Origin of the sequence: Paraburkholderia steynii (assembly GCF_900100565.1) — a bacterium.
Lineage (GTDB): Bacteria > Pseudomonadota > Gammaproteobacteria > Burkholderiales > Burkholderiaceae > Paraburkholderia > Paraburkholderia terrae.
The window spans coordinates 35,074-51,563 of record NZ_FNDI01000016.1 but is presented as its reverse complement, the minus strand read 5'-3'; the positions used below and the strand labels follow the sequence as shown (position 1 = coordinate 51,563).

14 protein-coding genes are annotated in these 16,490 nt (G+C 55.8%); 6 read left to right on the top strand and 8 right to left on the bottom strand.

Going from position 1 to position 16,490, the window contains the following annotated elements; all coding sequences use genetic code 11:
- Positions 1 to 62: 62 nt before the first annotated feature.
- Positions 63 to 686, bottom strand: coding sequence for a TetR/AcrR family transcriptional regulator (locus BLT65_RS26455; protein WP_091782853.1), 624 nt, complete (start codon positions 684 to 686; stop codon positions 63 to 65).
- 257 nt (positions 687 to 943) lie between these two features.
- Between BLT65_RS26455 and BLT65_RS26450 the strand changes: the two genes are divergently transcribed.
- Together BLT65_RS26450 and BLT65_RS26445 are read left to right on the top strand one after the other, a co-directional pair.
- Positions 944 to 1,477, top strand: coding sequence for a 2,4'-dihydroxyacetophenone dioxygenase family protein (locus BLT65_RS26450; RefSeq protein ID WP_091782850.1), 534 nt, complete (start codon positions 944 to 946; stop codon positions 1,475 to 1,477).
- A gap of 3 nt (positions 1,478 to 1,480) precedes the next feature.
- Positions 1,481 to 2,320, top strand: a complete 840-nt coding sequence (locus tag BLT65_RS26445) for an alpha/beta fold hydrolase (protein ID WP_208545804.1) — start codon at positions 1,481 to 1,483, stop codon at positions 2,318 to 2,320.
- Positions 2,321 to 2,710: 390 nt separating this feature from the next.
- On the opposite strand, the gene BLT65_RS26440 is transcribed toward BLT65_RS26445, so the two are convergent.
- The 7 genes from BLT65_RS26440 to BLT65_RS26410 all read right to left on the bottom strand — a co-directional run bounded on the left by BLT65_RS26440 (position 2,711) and on the right by BLT65_RS26410 (position 13,181).
- Positions 2,711 to 4,582 carry a TnsD family Tn7-like transposition protein gene (locus BLT65_RS26440; RefSeq protein WP_091782847.1) on the bottom strand — a complete coding sequence of 624 codons (1,872 nt, stop codon included), beginning with the start codon at positions 4,580 to 4,582 and terminating at the stop codon, positions 2,711 to 2,713.
- 125 nt (positions 4,583 to 4,707) lie between these two features.
- Positions 4,708 to 5,724, bottom strand: a complete 1,017-nt coding sequence (locus BLT65_RS26435; RefSeq protein WP_091782844.1) for a TnsD family Tn7-like transposition protein — start codon at positions 5,722 to 5,724, stop codon at positions 4,708 to 4,710.
- 138 nt (positions 5,725 to 5,862) lie between these two features.
- Positions 5,863 to 7,095 (bottom strand): ATP-binding protein, encoded by a 1,233-nt coding sequence (locus BLT65_RS26430; RefSeq protein ID WP_244186616.1) that lies wholly within the window; start codon positions 7,093 to 7,095, stop codon positions 5,863 to 5,865.
- Between the two features lie 395 nt (positions 7,096 to 7,490).
- The gene (locus BLT65_RS26425) at positions 7,491 to 7,808 is read right to left on the bottom strand and encodes a hypothetical protein (protein ID WP_091782838.1); all 318 of its coding nucleotides are present in this window, start codon (positions 7,806 to 7,808) and stop codon (positions 7,491 to 7,493) included.
- A 522-nt stretch (positions 7,809 to 8,330) separates the two neighbouring features.
- Complete coding sequence (locus BLT65_RS26420; protein ID WP_244186615.1) at positions 8,331 to 10,553, bottom strand: Mu transposase C-terminal domain-containing protein; 2,223 nt, start codon at positions 10,551 to 10,553, stop codon at positions 8,331 to 8,333.
- Positions 10,501 to 11,028, bottom strand: coding sequence for a TnsA endonuclease N-terminal domain-containing protein (locus BLT65_RS48770; RefSeq protein ID WP_425273153.1), 528 nt, complete (start codon positions 11,026 to 11,028; stop codon positions 10,501 to 10,503). Before BLT65_RS48770 ends, BLT65_RS26420 begins: the two co-directional genes overlap by 53 nt.
- A 1,655-nt stretch (positions 11,029 to 12,683) precedes the next feature.
- Positions 12,684 to 13,181, bottom strand: a complete 498-nt coding sequence (locus tag BLT65_RS26410; protein ID WP_244186612.1) for an HAD domain-containing protein — start codon at positions 13,179 to 13,181, stop codon at positions 12,684 to 12,686.
- A gap of 159 nt (positions 13,182 to 13,340) precedes the next feature.
- On the opposite strand from BLT65_RS26410, the gene BLT65_RS26405 reads away from it, so the two are divergent.
- The 4 genes from BLT65_RS26405 to BLT65_RS26385 all read left to right on the top strand — a co-directional run bounded on the left by BLT65_RS26405 (position 13,341) and on the right by BLT65_RS26385 (position 16,333).
- A complete protein-coding gene (locus BLT65_RS26405; RefSeq protein ID WP_091782826.1) occupies positions 13,341 to 13,874 on the top strand; it encodes a DUF6471 domain-containing protein in 534 nt (177 codons plus the stop codon).
- Positions 13,875 to 14,402: 528 nt separating this feature from the next.
- Positions 14,403 to 14,618 carry a BPSL0761 family protein gene (locus tag BLT65_RS48600; protein ID WP_091782823.1) on the top strand — a complete coding sequence of 72 codons (216 nt, stop codon included), beginning with the start codon at positions 14,403 to 14,405 and terminating at the stop codon, positions 14,616 to 14,618.
- A gap of 103 nt (positions 14,619 to 14,721) precedes the next feature.
- The gene (locus tag BLT65_RS26390) at positions 14,722 to 15,045 is read left to right on the top strand and encodes a hypothetical protein (protein ID WP_091782821.1); all 324 of its coding nucleotides are present in this window, start codon (positions 14,722 to 14,724) and stop codon (positions 15,043 to 15,045) included.
- A gap of 616 nt (positions 15,046 to 15,661) precedes the next feature.
- A complete protein-coding gene (locus tag BLT65_RS26385; protein WP_244186611.1) occupies positions 15,662 to 16,333 on the top strand; it encodes a hypothetical protein in 672 nt (223 codons plus the stop codon).
- The last annotated feature ends 157 nt before the right edge of the window (positions 16,334 to 16,490 follow it).

Below are 16,490 nucleotides of genomic sequence, written 5' to 3'. Positions count from 1 at the left end.
AGTGGATTTGCACGGTCAGTTGGCGTTCTCGCATGAACGTTTCTCACCGCGCGACGAAAAACTCATTTGCTGCGCTTGCTGTTCTCCGCCTCCCGTAGGCGCGGCAAACCTAGCGTAGCCAGCGACACTTCCACGGCCGAGCGCAGCAATTCGACATCGGGGCCGATGCGCGCGAGCACGCGCATGCCTAGCAGCAGCGTGAGGAGATGAGCGGAGGCGTCATCGGCGCTAATGCCTTTCGGAATGTCGCGGCGCTTCTGCGCGGCAACGATACTCCGATGAAAGAAGCCCTTTATCTCAGCAAGCTCGCTTGCGATGGCTTCCTGCAAACCGTCCGCATGCTGGTCTTTTTCCAGCACGGAGTTGACCAGCATGCAGCCTCGCTGGCCGATATCCGATCCGCTGCGTTGAATGATCTCGGCAAAATAAGCGGTGACGGCGAGAGCGGGCGTGAATTCATCTTCCAGCCTTGCTAGCCGGCTTCTCAATGTGTGATCGAGGTAATGTTCGAGCGCACGGCGAAACAGCGCGCGTTTGTCGCCGAACGCGTTGTAAAGACTGGGCTGCGTCAGGCCGGTGTATTTCACCAGGTCGCGCGTGGACGTGCCTTCGTAGCCGTGCTCCCAGAACGCGTCGCGCGCCGCTTCGAGCGCGCGCTCTTCATCGAACTCTCTTGGCCTTGCCATAGTTGTGCTCCTGCTTGCACGAACGTCTCGGTGTTCGTGGATGTGGCGCATTATATATCGAGTGATACAAAACGCAACCGAGGGCATACATGTGACAAAACACTTGCGTGCGCATGTTCGAAATTCCGGCTATTCTTATCACACGTGTCAAGATTGACTTAGATGTCAATATTCCCACGGGGCCGCAGCCAGCGAGGTCATTCCGGCCTGGTGCAGGCAGCGCCTACGCAACCGTACAGAGCAGAGGCACAACTGAAATGAACCCACGAAAACCCGACGAAAATGCAATCCCCTACCAACTCCCGCAGCCGCAGGACATGACTGCGGACCTCGTCCATCTGGGCGTGCTCGACGCGTATCTGAAGGACGACAACCTGTGGGTGCCCACCACATCCACGGTTTCATTCAAGCCGCTGCTGCTGAACGCCAGTCAGGGCTATTACGTGAACCTGCTGCGCGTGCGTCAGTCAGGCGTGCTGTCGCGTCATCGTCACACGGGGCCTGTGCATGCGCTCGTGCTCAAAGGGCGCTGGTACTACCTCGAGCATGAATGGGTCGCCGAACAGGGCAGCTACGCGCATGAACCGGCGGGGGAAACACACACGCTGTACGTGCCCGAAGATGTCACGGAAATGATAACCTGGTTCCATGTGACGGGTGGTTATACGTATGTCGATCCAGAAGGCGTCGCGGTCGGCTACGAAGACGTGTTCACGAAGATCGACGCGGCGCGCAAGCACTACGAATCGATTGGTCTCGGCGCGGACTATGTGAAGCGCTTGATCCGCTAATCAATGAATGCGCAGAAAGGAGTGATTGAAATGAAACGATTGACGGTCGATGTCGCGGGCACCCAGACCAGCTACCTTGCCGCCGGTGAAAGCGGTCCCGTGATACTCATGCTTCACGGTACATATTGGAGCCGCGTCTGGCAGCCCGTGATGGACGATCTTGCGCGTGCCGGTTTTCGGGCGATTGCAGTTGATTTTCCCGGACTCGGCCGTTCGGGCGGTGAACTGACGGTTGAACAGGCCTCGATTCCCGCTCTCGCCGATTGGGTCGTCGAATTCCTGCGGGCGCTTCGTATCGACGAGCCAATTCTTCTTGCGGGACACGATATTGGCGGTGGCGTTGCGCAGCACATTCTCGTGGACGAGAAAATTCGCGTCGAGAAGCTCGCGCTCGTCAATGCGGTGATGTTCGACTCATGGCCCGTGTCGGGCGTCGCCCGGTTCAGGGATCCTGCTGTAGCAGCTGCGACGACGCATGAAGATATCCTTGCCGCGCGCCGCAAATCGGTGATCACCGCGCTTGGCCGTCCGGCAGGAGAGGACGAAATTAGCGAATACCTCGATCCCTGGCAAGACGCGCGGGTGGCGCGTTCGTGGCTTGCGCTGGCGGGCGCCGCGTACAGTCGCTATACGACCGAGCTAGTGCCACAGTTGCGCGTTTTGCAGACACCGAAGTTGCTGATATGGGGCGAAGACGATACGTTCCAGCAGGTTGAAAATGCGGAGTACTTTGTCTCGCAGATTCCGTACTCCAGGCTGGTGAGAATACCAAAGGCTGGACATATTCCGATGGAAAACGATGCTTCGGCGGTGGCGCAGGCAATGATTGAGTTCTTTGCTTGATAGTTGTGATGCAAGTGCAAGTGTTGGATACGCTTGCACTTGTTCACGATGTCGATGCGGGTGATATTCCCGTGCCGGACCTGCATACCTGTCATCCAAAGAGAAGTGACATACGACTGTGCATCGTAGTCGAGACTTGCGTGCCGGGCTTCGCGCGCCGACGCGCATGTATTTCATGCCGTTTGAATTCGAGAACAGGTGCGTCGCACGCGCTATCTGATGCCGCACAAAAATGTCTGCACGCATTTGCATCGTAAGTCTTTGATTTGGCAGGGTGGGGCAGTAACAACCTTTCGCAAGAGTTTGTACCTGGTGTTCCACGACGCGCACGAAACACGCACAAAGAGTCCGGCCTGCCTTGCCTAGCGCGGGTGGCCGGACTTCTGTATGTCACTTATCGGTGGTCGGCCGCGGATCAGGCTCGGCGCGCAACGACCGTTCGAGTCGTACGATCGCGTCTGCTGCCTGCGGTAGCAGGTACCGTGGTTGAATGTTGGCGAGACGCCGGAGGTTGAAAGCGTTCAAGGTTTCACCGCTGGAGGTCAACTCTTGAGCGGCAACTTCGAGGCAGCGGGTCTGGAACTGCTCCATCGACTCAGTCAAATCTGCCAATGCGGTTTTACATTGAGGAAGTTTATTGCGAACGTCCAGTCTGTTGACCTCAGGCAGGCGGGCTTCAGCACAAATGGCTCTTACCGTCGCTCTGACAGGCCTTCCCTTAAACGTCTTCAGCCTCGCTGCCGCCCGACGCAATTCGACGCTCCACAGATGGTCGCGCGCACTCCAGTCTCGCCTCGGTTTTGCCAGGTTCGCGTCTCGTTTGAGAGCGGACCGCGTGGCCGATGCTTTGAACCATTCACAGTCATGCAATGCTAAACGGTTGAACAGCTGGGTGTTGCGAATACGAGCGCCTTGATGGCCGGCCGAGCCTACTTTTCGAAGAAGCTCATTGAACTGCTTGCGCCATTCAAGTATCTCCCTTTTGCTGGGTATGTATTTATGGCTCCCAGTCTTTCGTTTCAGGATTCGCGCCACCTGCTTTCGCGAAATCCCCATCTCGTTCGCGATGGCATCGTTTGACATTCCGTCTGCCCTGAATTTCCTGGCGGCTCGATACCAGTCATTTCCGAATACAAGGATGCGTGAGATTTCTGGTATCTCCGTACTAGGTCGACATCCTTCGAACCAAAACTTGAGACCACATTTGCATGACGCTCGGCCTATGCGAGAGCCATCAGTCTGTTCGTGGACGGATACCTTGTCAATATTGTGAGCAGGCCCGTGCGAACCGTAAGGATTAGGGCAGAGGTACCGTGCAGAATTTGTCAATCGAACGATGTGGCCGCTTACCCGTCGTTGTTTTAGGAAATGGTCGAGAAGAATATGCTGAAGTGGCTGTGTGTATTTTTCGGATAACATCATCCGGGTTGGCCAGATCGAACTGAGGGAAGGAAGGGCTAATCCAACTTTTTTCAAATATTCCTCTTCGTACATCGCGGTCATGCCGGTACGTAAGGCTTGCACTTTCAGATAACCGTTTGGGCTTACAAATCCCGCCGCGTCAGCGTGAGATAGATAGTACTCGTGTGTCGAGGGCTTGAGGGGCTGCGGCAGTATAGTGAGAAGGTCTACCGACCGGATCATCGCTGTCAGAACGTCCGAATTGTTCATCCACGAAAATTTGTCGTTGCAATCATGCGCGATGCAATCCGTGATCACGTCCCTGGCCGCATACCATCGGGTACCGCTCTCCCGCATCAAATCGGCAGGTGGTGTTCTTAATAGGGATTTGTGTTTAAGGCAAATGAACACGCCAGGCAACTGATGAGCCCGCCTCCAGTACGGCTCACCGACACGCGCAATATCTTCTGTTGCGCATTGCGGGCAAAATCTAAACTTGGTTGGGCGATCGACTCGGGTGTAACCCGTGATGCCCAGGGACGCTGCAGACAAAGACGTTCTTCTGCTGCTGGCGACCGAAACAAGAGCTGCCTCCTTTCGCTGTTCGGGCGCAAATGCGATAAAGTACGGTAAGAACGTGTGGTATTGCGCAATCTCATAGGCTGAAAGATTCCATGTGTCGTGAGTTTGACGTGCCAGCGTATCCAACCCAAAGATCAATTCGACCTTGGGCGTCACGCTCCTTCCAAAGAGAAGGCGCGTGACCTTCGATGGCGTGTCGACGATGGTTGCTTGCATGTAGCGAGCTATAACGCTGTATAGAAGCTCATCTTCGTATGGTTGCGGCAGAGCGACTGTCATTTTGCTTTCCTCCGCTCATGAACGTTTTGCTACTGATTTTGGGAGAGGAAGGCGGATCGCGTCTTCCTCCGTGCTACCCGGTGAGCATGCGCCTGATTCGCGCGGCGCAATCGGGCAAGACACTACTACGCACGCTCAGTGCGTCCGTTGATCCTTATTCGCGCAACGAGATGTAGAGCGCCACGCCTTGCGTATAGATTCGGAAAAGTCGCTGGTTGTTCGCTCGATGAAAGACGGCCGACCAAGCGTAAGGAAGTCTCCGCCTGTTGCCGTTCGAGGAAGTGGCCGAGCAAGATATGTTGCAGAGGGTGAAACCGCTGACCCTCCCGCCTCATCATTCTCACGGCCCACCAGTCGATTGGGGCTCGCGAAGACATCGCACCGATAGCGCCCAGGTACTCCCGGCCATACATCTCCGCTATGCCATCTCGGATTGCCTCCGTATCCAAGTAGCCGCCGGGCGTGACGAAACCTCGTTTTTTGGCGAGAGAGAACCAGTGCGCTGGGGTAAGGGGAAAGGTTCTGGCGAGGCCGTTTGTGGAGAGGAGATTGAGCGACGCTCGCATTACATTCAGAACATCCTCGTTGCATGCTCTCTGAGCGGCATCGTGAATGGGTTCAGGGACGCTTGACGTAGGTCTATCTGGGGTGTCGGGAAGGCTGCGTAGCAGCCTTCCGTGTTTCTGGCAGAAGAATACCCCAGGAAGTTGATGAGAACGTCTCAAATAGGGGCGACGTCCGTTTAGAACGTCCTCCGTTGCGCATTGGTGACAGAACATCAGCGTACACGGGCTAGCGAGCGCACACGCATGAGCGCGCACGAGCATCGACGGCGCGGGCTTCCCGCCGCCAGCGATTGCCTCGTACGCGGCGGTCTGGCGCTCGTCCGTCATATACGCTAAGAAATACGGCAAAAGCGTGTGCCGTTGTGCGATCTGCAGCGCGGATAAGCCCCACGCGTTATGCGTTTGTCTGGAAAATTCTGCCAGCCCGTTTATCAGATCCATTCTGGGCTCGACACGTCGTTGGAATAGATTTTTGAGGACCGTCGAAGGAGACGAAACCTCAGTTTCCTCCATGTATCGAGCGATGTCGCTGGAGAGTAGTTCATCTTCGTAAGGTAAGGGCAGGGCAACAGACATTTCTTCTACCTCCTGCGACTGGCGTGGAGTATGTATTTTTTTTGACCGCCGTCGATCTGCTAAATACTAGCCATGAACTGAGATGCCTCTCGCGGAAGGCTTGCGCGATACGCGAGAGGGCACCTCCTCAGCGCAGAATTACTCGCCTCGGGGCTTTAGCGCGCCGTCTCCGACGACCAGGCCGGCTCGACGAAGTAGTTCAAGCGCCTCTCCGGGGCTTTTCGCATCGCGGACGATGTCCGGCAACGATTGTTGTTCCTCCGGGTCCCCCGCATAAGAGGACTCCATGGTGATGCCTGCCTTTTCGCATGCTGCTCTGACCAGAGCTTCGCCTGTGAGACTGTCATCCTCCGTCAATGCTGCGATGACTGCTGTCAGTGCCTGCGATTGCGGTACGCCCATGGTGATGAGGTCGGACACAGCAATCAACTGGACTGAGTTTTGTTGACGCTCGCGGACCGCTTCAGCGATCTTGGCGGCTGCAGCTTGCTTTTGGATTTCGTCATCCAGGCCAGCGAGTGTTTCGACAAGCAGATCGTCGTACAACTCAATGCGCCTCTTCTTCTTGCTTCTCAACGCAGCCATCATCGGTTGAACCGGTCCGAAACGGTCTTTTGCTAGCGCACGCAAGAGCGTGATGCTCAACCTTTCGCTACCATCCTGGATCGCCGCAATCTGAGCAAGTTGAAACAGTCGAACTACCAGTGCATGGATACCTTGCGTCAGTTCGTACAGCGTTGCACTGAGTCTCTTGCTGAATTTACACGGCTTGCGGATCCACTGATATTTGAACAGGTGCTTCAGGAAGAAATCCCATTCCGCATCGAATGCCATGTTTGTGAAGATTATGGCTCCCTGATCGCTGCTCCGTCGCGCAAGACGGAAGGATTTTTCGAACAGGCTTAGGGCTTTTGGGGTGCCGGCAATAAGTAGCGGGACGCCGACGAGGTTGGTAAAGGTCACAAAGAAATTCATGAAGGGATCGCCACGTCTTGCTGCCCCGCTGGCGGCGAACTGGATTTCGTCGATGACGATGATGCCGGTGTGATGGTACTTCGCAACTGCGGCAACCTTGTTCATAAGTTGATCAAGTCGGACGTTGCTCGGAAGCTCTTCGTCATAGTGCGTTCCAAGCACACGATCGTATTCAAGCAACATCCAGTGAAAAAGTTGCTTGATGCTGCCGTCCGGAGGACAGTCCACTTTGATCCAGACTACCTGGAGGTTGCTACCGCTCAGATCCGGATGTCGGACGACTTGCGGCAGGAATGACAGTATCCGATTCAATGATGTAGTCTTCCCTACACCCGACACACCGAACAGTGCCAACCCTGCCTCATGAGCTGGGCGCGCTGGAATGATCGAAATCATTTTCGATCCGTTCATACTCTCGGCATAGTGAGCGCTTACGAATTCCTGAGTTTTGTCGCGTGGGTTTCTCCATGCGTACCCGGCTGTTATCAGTCTGAATATCGACTCGATGAGCACGGGGTGACATGTCAATGGTTCCACGTATAGCCTCAGTGAGCTGATGCGGTGCACGCGCGCGTTCGCGGACTGCCGGCGGTGAGTGAGAGAGAAGGATGGAAGGCTGCGGAAGGCGACCAATACAGACTTGACGCTTACGTAGGGCGGAAGTGCGCGGATAAGTGGGTTATCTACGCCAAGATCTTCGTCCCTCGGGGAGTATATGGCGTCGACGATGGCAACGCCGGGACTCGCATCCTGCAATGCCTGAGGTTGAGAAGGGGTGAAAGAGGATTCCATTATATGCTCCTTAACAGTTTGGTGAGGTCCAGCGTTTCCGCTGTACCTCGTTGAAAAGAGCCGTTGATTTGTTTCCGTCTTTTTTGCGGCCCGGTTTCGTTGGTTTGTTGGGTTCTTTGACGAGGAGGTGATGCGCGTGTGGGACCGTTGAACAAATCGAACTCCGATCCCACCGCTCGCATCCGCTTTAGCGTCTCTTCAATGTCGGCGGCACCTCGAATGTTGTCCATCGAGAGCCTTTCGATTCCTGCGTCTTTCATCGCATGAGCTTTTTCTTCGAGAGCTTTGCTGACGAACAGCAGGGATACGATCGTCACGCGGACCGACGTTGGGCGTCGTCCCTCCCGAGCGCGCAATATTCAGTGCCGTTGCTTTCCCAGTGCCTGAACGACATAACCAGGGCAACCCCGCCGCGTATGAAGGGCATGGAGGAATGGTTTGCACTATTTGCGTTTTCGTCGCACTCCCGCGGCGAGGAGCGCTGGAGAACTGCCGATTGTTGTCGCGGGGGTTTCGGTATGCGCAATTGGCGGTTATGAGTCTAAATATCAATTCAATGAACATGGCGCGCGACAGGAACGGCTCGACGTAAAGGTCCAGCGGGCGGACTCGATGTACGCGACCATTCGCGGACAGGCGTAGATGACCGGGAGGCAACCTACGGATCCGATAAGCCACCAAGGTCGAGTCAACGCTCACGTAGCAAGGTAGCGCACGGATGAGCGGACTGTTTACGGCAGGATCCTCGTCCGTAGGAGAGCATCTTGCGTGGACGATAGCGGCGTCGGGACTTGTGTTCCGCGAGAGTCTATATCGACGTGAGATAGCATAGGTTTCCATTATGTGCTCCTTGCCTTTTTGATAAGATCAAGCGCTTTCGCCTTTCCTCGTTGCGCTATGGAGGCTGGGTTGGGTTCATCGGTTTCGTACGGACGTGGTCCGTTCGTTTGCCGGGGAGATCGGCGGGGCGAAGCTGCTGCAGCCGGACCGATGGAAAGGTCAGAGTCGGGTCCCGCTGCACCGATGCGATCGAGCGCTTTTTCACGAGCGCCTGCATCTCGGATGTCGTCTGTCGACAGCTTTTTGAGTCCAGCGATTTTTAATGCGCGGGCTTTCTCCTGCAGAGCCTTACTAACGATTTGATCGGATGCGAGAGTTACTTGCACGCGCGTGGGAAGATGTTCATCCTGCGCGCGAGAAAGGTTTTTAGTGGCCTGTTCCTGAAAGACTTCCCACTCGACGAGAGATACGCCATTCGGGTCGATATCCAGAGCGTTGGTACCCGCTCGTGTGCACTCTTCGAACATCCCTTTTTCACACAGCCAGATGAGCCCAAGATCACGTGGGTCATAGGCGACGGAGACGCGCCACCTTCTTCCCCGCGCCTTTACGAGCCAGTCGCCCTTCGCTGCAGACGGACACTGGTAAAAGTTCTTTCGAAATTCAATCCCTTTATGGGTAACCGTTGCGGTATCTCGAGGAAGGACGTACCTTCTGATCTGGCTGATTGAGTCGTTCCGGAGGTTGCCTGAGGCGGACTGAATGCCGTAGTTCCACAGTTCGACAGGAGTTGGAGCTGCGCCTTCGGCCGCCATATCTGGAGTTGAAGGGAAGTCGGAAATCGGCGCGGAGTTGTGCTGTATCACTGCGAGAATCATCAATTGAGTGAATTCATACAGCGTCAGCGCCGCGTCAAGCCGATAGTCTCGTGCTCCGCGCTCGTCGAAGTCCTTTTTTACATAGCCAGGTGCGAAAGCGGCCCATTTCCGCTGAATCGTGTTGAACCTGAGCTCAACAATTGATTTGCAATCGGGGCGACCGGAGGGCGCATTCAGGATTCGGATTCCCAGTTCGCTGCTGAGAAGCTGGCCGCCCTGGATTTTCATCATTTCGCCTTTGTCACCGAAGAGAGTGGTTGGCATGCTGTGACAGGGCCATTGATCTTCGGTGATCTCGACACCGAACTGTGCGCAGTAAGCTACTTTTGGGGTAACGACGTTGCACATAAGGATCATGGCCGCTACCCAGGAGGGCGGCTCGAAACCTACATAGATTCCGACGATGAGCCGGCTATAGATATCAATAGCCAGGTAGACGGTGGGGCGGCCAACGATGGTGGTCCTGTCGAACTGCGACAGGAGATAAATGTCCGCAATCGTTGCGTCGAGGACAACGTGTCCCGGGCAGGGAAAATGCTGGTCTGCCCTGCCATGAAATGCGCGGCCGGTGAGGTCGAAACCCTTCACACCTAGTTGTGCGCGTCTGCGTACTGCGTAAGAGTGGTCCTTGAGGACGAGATCCTGCAACTGTCGGACAGTGGGTTGCAATGCAGGATCGAGGCCTACGACGACTTGGCACCCTTGTGGGTCGATTACCTTGTGAACATTGCCGAAGGACACTGCAATCCGATCCAAGGCATCTTGGTAGGTCCTGTGTGGGCGATCGGCGAAAAGCCAGTCCGCTGCGATCCTGAGCACCTTGCGAACTGTCTCGGTGAGGGGTGCACCGGGATGTGCGTCTTTCCGACGTCGACCGTTCTTCTTGTCTGCGAATACCTTGGGCTTGCCTTTCCCGCCGCACTTGTCCATATCATCCATGAGTGCGTTACGCGACAGTCCGCGCTGCCAGTAGCGCCTCAAGACACGTGTCAGCTTCTGTCGGGTGGTCCGGTTCAGCTTCGCATGCTCGACCAGTATCGTGTTGCGATACTGCGGAAGCATGACCCGATATGCGACAGGTGGCCGGACTAGCGGCTGTATCAGCTGCCAGTCGCGTTCGAGTTTTACCTTGTCATACTTTGGCCGCGGCGGTCGCAGCAAGGGCGACCACGGATCGTCGAGCTCGACGACAAGCTTCTTTTCTGCCGGCGTTTCGGGCCGCAGGCGTTGTTGCACCGCCTCGGTGTCTCCTGCGAATGGCCAAGCGTTCTTGTCGTCGATGTCGTACAGCATCGCGTCGAAGCCTGCGCCTTCCGGCGTTACGATGCGGAACGTTCGGTTGCCGTTCGCTTCACGCAACAGCATGCCCAACGACAGTGGGACTACGGTGTAATGCTCGTTCATGATTGATCTCGAAGGATGCGAGGGGTTGATTGATCAGCTTGTTGCCTTCCAGGTTTCCGCGGAGGATGTGCGCGAAGAAGAGAAAGCGCAGTGCTGTCACGTGAGCGCCCGCGGCGGATCCATATCGCTTATCAAAGTGCCGACAGGCCGTCCCGGCGGGCTCGGGATGGGACTCGCGGACCGCAGCAAGAAGCCGCAGCACGCAGTCCATTTGGGGGCGCACGTTCCCTCGGATCAAAAGTTCGTAGTTGAACAGCCAGTCCAGATTCAGAGCACGAAAGCCATTCAAACCTTCGTTGACCACGAGATACCAGTCGACACTCAGATTCCGCCAATAGCGACGCTCAATTTCGAGCTTGGCCATGGCTCGGGCGCTAGTCAGTTGTCCAAGATCTTTGACAGCCCATGCCGTGTAGGCAACGTCGTCTCCCCGGCCCTTGGTAAGCAAGAGGTCGGTTGTCTGGTACAGAAGAATGCCGGTGTGCGGATCTTTCGGGTGCGCTACGCCCAGTTGGCCGGCGATTGTGAGGGTTCTAAAACAGGTTCAGTGGGTATTGCTCGCGGATATCCGTGACGGATTCGTCCCACCATGCTTCCAGGAAAGCGACGTACTCGTGGTCGGACAGGAAATGCATCGTTCGGCGCCCAGTCTTATCGCATGCGACGCGCCACGATCGCCCTCGAGAAGGGACGTCGGATACCATAAGCCACGGGCGATAGTTCGCACCTTCACCTTGGCCTCTCCGCTCTCGGATGAAACGTCGAAGCTTTGCCAAGGTCATTGCATATCTGAATCTGGCCATGAGTTCTCTCCTGCCGCAGTTCCCCTTGAAGTACAGGTGGCTGCTCTATTCGCGATTCGCACTTGCGCGAAGTTTCGGACGGGTTCATCGAACGACGAACCCGTCTAGCAACTACTACCGTCCCAATCACGCGTCTAAAGCGCGTCGTCTGTTTTGCGTTAAAGGCGCTGGTTCGCTGACATCAATAGGCGAGGGACACGCGTCATGTATGGTCCGCGCTCGTGAACAGGCGCGAGCGGCAAGAGCGAGCCACTAGGATGTTGCGCGCGCCAGTCTGGTCGCATTGAATGGAACCGACGCTCCTGCTCTTCGAATTCTTTGCGCGCAACGTACAATTGATAACTTGGAATCCGGCGAACCGCGTCCCGGAAGGTCTCAAAGACCTGTGGGTCGATATTCGACTTACCGGTGGTTAGGTTGAGGAAATAAAACCTTAAGAGATGGTCAACGAGATTTGACCATTCCCTGTGCAACCGCACGTTTGATCCGTTCATTTCAGGTACCTCCTATGAATCGCACGCGTGACGAAGCTCGATGCAGCGAACATCGTGAGCAGTTGACGACAACATGAGCCTCGCGCGCCTTGATGAAGGCGCGATTGGCAACGTCCGTGTATGGATCGAGAGAGGCTGGCGCCCTAGCTGTCTGCGCTGGGCGTGAGGTAGGAAGTGACGATGGGGAATGCGCTGGATAGGCGCGAGTTATGCCGTGCCAGCAAAACTTGCCAAGGCGCCCGTGAGGGGCGTGAGAGGTCTCGCATCGCCGCTAGATCACTGCCAGGTCGATGCGGTCTAACTGAAATCGAGCACATTTGTGATGGTCTCAGCGTTCGTTCAGGACACGCGAACCCTTTGACGCCGGGCGGCGCTCGTGAGAGCATTGGGTTGCTAGGCCGTGGTTTTCTCACGAGACCACCCACGTCGGTAGGTTCTGGTTTGCTCGAGCTTATCGACCCTTTTGCATTTTCGCGATGAGGCGAGGACGGGCGGTAGGCTCGGGAACTTCCGGGTCTGTCGATTCGGGGTTTTGATGCTACATCTTGGCCTCCTAGTTCCTCTGCTCCTGACCTGTTCCAATTCTACGGTCCGGATCTATTCATTTCCAGTCGGCGGAAATGCTCGATTGAGGGTCAATTGAGAATGCGTCCCAATACATCTGATAATTTAGGCGTACAGATGGAATGCCGTTTTTTCATTTTTTTGCAGGCTTGCGAATTACGATTTTCGTAGATATCGAAGTGAACAAAAAAAACTATATTAGGAAGGTGAAATCGATTCGGTGTGTAGCCGAATATGTTCGAGTTCGGTACAAGATGACGAACGACATGCTACTCGTCACTTGGATGGCTCGTTTCCAGTAGGCGTGACAATATGCCTTCAAATCTAGGTGCAAAATTGATGTTCGTCGTCTCGACCCAGATTGCTCGATCGTTGTATTCGGAAGGAATCGCACTGTGTGAAGCATCGACAATAGTTATCTGCGAGGGTGTGCGCTTGTGCACATCTTCACGTAGCATTTCTGCTCTTGCTTGGTATGCTATTGGACGGCGATGCAGTCTGTTTCCGTGCATCGTCGCGCCGATTGTTTTTTCCGCGATGCGTTGAGGAAGGATATGGATTACTTGGCGGAAACCATAGTCGGCCACGAACCAGCTATTGAGCACGATGCAGAGCTCATCGTGGCGAGCAACGACCGTTACGAGAGGTTCGAGAAGCGGAAGCGGTTCGAGAAACGATGTCGGTCGCACCGCTCGATGCGAGGAGTGGCAATGAATGTGATCGCGGAACAGGACACCTTCGATGCCGAGGTAAAGGATGGGATTCATGGCGGCCATTCTCCGAGCCGCACGGGTTTTGTAAGGCCTTGCTGGCCTTCAATGCATGGGTGCGGCGAGCGAGAAACCCCTTTCCTCTGATGTTTTGCCTTGTTTGAAAGGGCCGCGTGCGATTTAGCACACCATAAACGATAGTGCACATCTGCAAAAATGCAAGCGAAACAGATCCAGTGCATAAATTCGGATTGGGCGAATCTCGTCTCGAGAGCCATCCATCTTGTGTTGGCGCGGCAGGAAGTCGGCTACGCCCAGTTGGCGAGTGAGCTCTCTCGGAATGGCATCACTGAGTCGGCGCGTTCGGTCCAAGGAAAGGTCCAGCGAGGCACCTTTAAGTTCGCATTTTTTCTGCAGGCGATCGATGCTACGCGTTGGTCTCCTTTGCCGCCCAAATGGGAAGCGGCGCTGAGCCAGGAAGAAAGGTCCTGGGAATATCGTGCGGCCGAGCTTTTGATGGGGGAGCTTGCGTTACAGCCGTGGATCGGATGGGATAGTCTTAGCCGGCGACTTGAAGATATCGGCATTCACTTGCCGCCCGATGCGCTCGGCCTTGAGATAGAGGACGGGAGCTTTACAGCTGCTCTTTATTTCCAGTGCGCGACGGTGTGTAACTTCGACAGTAGTTCGACTTTTCTCGATATGTTGTCGGTCTACGAAGTAATCAAGGCGTGCCGGTCTGCGTCCTGAAGTGAAGCTGTTCCGTGAAGTTTCACTTGTACTTTTGGTATAGCAGACTACTGTTAACCGTGTGCTGTTCAGCACGCGCCTCGGTGAAAGCGAAAAGTAAAATTACATTCTGCTTTCGCCGCACTATTCCATCGGCCCCCAATGCAGCCACTCCTATATACGCGAGAGGATATGTGCTGGGGACCGGTTCCGCACTGAGGCAGCTATGCCAATCTGGGCCCTACCACCCATTTGCAGCGAGCCGATTGTGGGTTTGCTCAAGTGGCGTGTCTTCGAAACTCTTCCGGAAGGAACACGGCACTTCGTTGGATTGAACGCCAACGACAGAACGGGACGCGTCAGTTCTGCCATTCGGGAGGTTGATCTTAAACACTTGCGCGGCACGACTGAGTCTGGCCGCATATACGAACTCCTCGGGCCTAGTGGGACAGATCCCGACGCGCAGTTCGTGTGGGAGCGATGGTGTACGTTGAATGACGTTGCGCAATATCGAGACGTTACAAACGACCTGGCGGCGACGAGCTCGACATGACGACCCCCAACGAAAGAACGCGAGCTGTTGTCGGGGCTCGAGATCTCCTGACGATTCTCTCAGATGGGCGCGGCCCTTATTCAGGAGATCTCGTACGAACGCTCGCGATGACGCTGCTCAGACACTACCCGCTTGAGGTCGACATCTCCGTCTCCGCGGCGGCGTTGCCTGGACTCTGGGCGGACCCACTGTCTGGGCGCGAGGGCCGATGACAACGCTCGTGCCTCCTCGCGTTGAATCTCTGCCGTCGGGTGGTGTGCGATGCGCGTCATGCGGAGGTCTGTCCGGCCGCTGAGGTACAGGTAGGCATGGGCCATGGAAACGGACGGCGTCCCTGAGGATTTCCCGCTTGGCATTTCGGCCGTCGTTCCTGGCGCACAACCGAAGCTTTGCGTGGTGCGCCGCGCGGGTCTTTATGTGGCTGACCAAGAGGACGATGCCCGTCGGGAGCGCTGGCTCATGTGCGAAGACCTGGCATCTCAACTCGTCAGTGTCGCGGTGAAGGACGATCACGGACGTCCGGTCCCACATGAAGAGACGCTGCATCGGATACGGCTAGCAGTTGCGCGCAAGGGCTGGGTCTCGATGGCCGAGCTGGACTGGCTGATCAAGCGGTTGCGCGAATTGCTCGCGTGGTAAAGGGTGATTCGTTCTGAGAGGCGGCTATCGCGATAGCCGCCGCAGTCGCAGCGCAAGAGCAAGGAGGCGCCTTCCCCTACCAGAGCGCGATGCCATCGCGACTCCAAGACGCGCCGCGTCAGTGCGTGCCTCGTCTCATCGCGGAGGCTGCAGGTGGGGCTCGACGGAAAGTCGGCACACACGCGTGCGAAGCGCATCGACTAACCGCTTGGCGACAGCGGTCTTTGCTGGGCCAGGTATGTGTCTTTTGACGCCTCTCCGCTGCGCAAAGCGGTAGCTCGGCGCGTAATTCGGCCGATCGGCGACTTGTTGCAAAAAGTAGACACTCAAAAATCTCCAAGTGAATAATAGGGGATTTTAAAATCAGAAAACTATTTTAGGAATTTGCCCGTTTATTAATAGACTTTGATTCCGTCTGAATGATATAAATTCGCCAACGGGCAAGGCCTATTCGGCCTCCAGCGCTTACCTGACGGGGCTTTCGGCGTGTCGTCATGGTGGCGATTTCGCTCTATACATGATTGCATTTCTATCGACTCGCATATGGCGGCGCCGATAGGGAGTGCATTAATCAACGCACTCGAATCACGATATTCGTGTCGAGGAAACTATTCAGATGGGAAACATTATGGAAGGCATGGATAAAATTCGCGTGGGCGCAGGTCCTGTAGCACTTGGCCGGCTTGAAGAGCTTCAATCGTTCGACGAACGTCCGCGACTGGCGGCCGGACTGCCCGGCAACATTCCCGTTTTGACTTTCCCGTTGAAACCGAGTGAAGCGCAATGTCTCTCGCGAAATTATCGTGGGTATCACTTTGGATTTGGGCACGTCGAGACGGGGGACGGCATGCTGCTGACGATGAGGCTGCAACTGGAAGGAGTGCAGTTCTACTGGATCGCGCAAATGACCGATCCTGAACTGTGGGCTGCCATCGACATGTGGCGGCGCGAACAGCGGATCCCGATTGCATTGAAGATTCAAAACGGAAAGGCGTGGGACATTGCGTTCATGGTCTTGGATGTGTCGTTACCGACGCAGTTGACCGCGGAGAAGTATCGGTGCGCTCCGCGGCGCATGGTCACGCCGCATGACTGGAAGTGCATGGCGGCTTTGACGGGCGGTCTCATGCAGATTCAGGCAACGTCAGATATTCCGGGCACACCGCTGGAATATGTCTTCGCAAGTGCGCTGCTGACGCAGCAGTTCGAGGGCGTAGCCGGCAAGGAACCTCTGATAAAGATGCCTATGGTCATTAAGGCGCCTCACCAACGTCATGTCGACATGTAGTAAGGCAGAGCGTTACCACTCTCAAATGCGCGACGACTCGGTCAGTCGCGCATTTTTTTGCGGCCGTGTCGGAGCGAAGCGTGAGAGCCGCACCGCTAGTGCAGGAGCCGAGATCGCGCATCTTTTTCTCGCGTTCGCCGGGACGATGAGCGGCTCT

What these genes read in the sequence shown, in the direction of transcription:
- BLT65_RS26455 (WP_091782853.1), bottom strand. Translation starts at nt 686, where the DNA reads ATGGCAAGGCCAAGAGAGTTCGATGAAGAGCGCGCGCTCGAAGCGGCG.
- BLT65_RS26450 (WP_091782850.1), top strand. Translation starts at nt 944, where the DNA reads ATGAACCCACGAAAACCCGACGAAAATGCAATCCCCTACCAACTCCCG.
- BLT65_RS26445 (WP_208545804.1), top strand. Translation starts at nt 1,481, where the DNA reads ATGAATGCGCAGAAAGGAGTGATTGAAATGAAACGATTGACGGTCGAT.
- BLT65_RS26440 (WP_091782847.1), bottom strand. Translation starts at nt 4,582, where the DNA reads ATGACAGTCGCTCTGCCGCAACCATACGAAGATGAGCTTCTATACAGC.
- BLT65_RS26435 (WP_091782844.1), bottom strand. Translation starts at nt 5,724, where the DNA reads ATGTCTGTTGCCCTGCCCTTACCTTACGAAGATGAACTACTCTCCAGC.
- BLT65_RS26430 (WP_244186616.1), bottom strand. Translation starts at nt 7,095, where the DNA reads ATGATTTCGATCATTCCAGCGCGCCCAGCTCATGAGGCAGGGTTGGCA.
- BLT65_RS26420 (WP_244186615.1), bottom strand. Translation starts at nt 10,553, where the DNA reads ATGAACGAGCATTACACCGTAGTCCCACTGTCGTTGGGCATGCTGTTG.
- BLT65_RS26410 (WP_244186612.1), bottom strand. Translation starts at nt 13,181, where the DNA reads ATGAATCCCATCCTTTACCTCGGCATCGAAGGTGTCCTGTTCCGCGAT.
- BLT65_RS26405 (WP_091782826.1), top strand. Translation starts at nt 13,341, where the DNA reads ATGCAAGCGAAACAGATCCAGTGCATAAATTCGGATTGGGCGAATCTC.
- BLT65_RS48600 (WP_091782823.1), top strand. Translation starts at nt 14,403, where the DNA reads ATGACGACCCCCAACGAAAGAACGCGAGCTGTTGTCGGGGCTCGAGAT.
- BLT65_RS26390 (WP_091782821.1), top strand. Translation starts at nt 14,722, where the DNA reads ATGGAAACGGACGGCGTCCCTGAGGATTTCCCGCTTGGCATTTCGGCC.
- BLT65_RS26385 (WP_244186611.1), top strand. Translation starts at nt 15,662, where the DNA reads ATGGGAAACATTATGGAAGGCATGGATAAAATTCGCGTGGGCGCAGGT.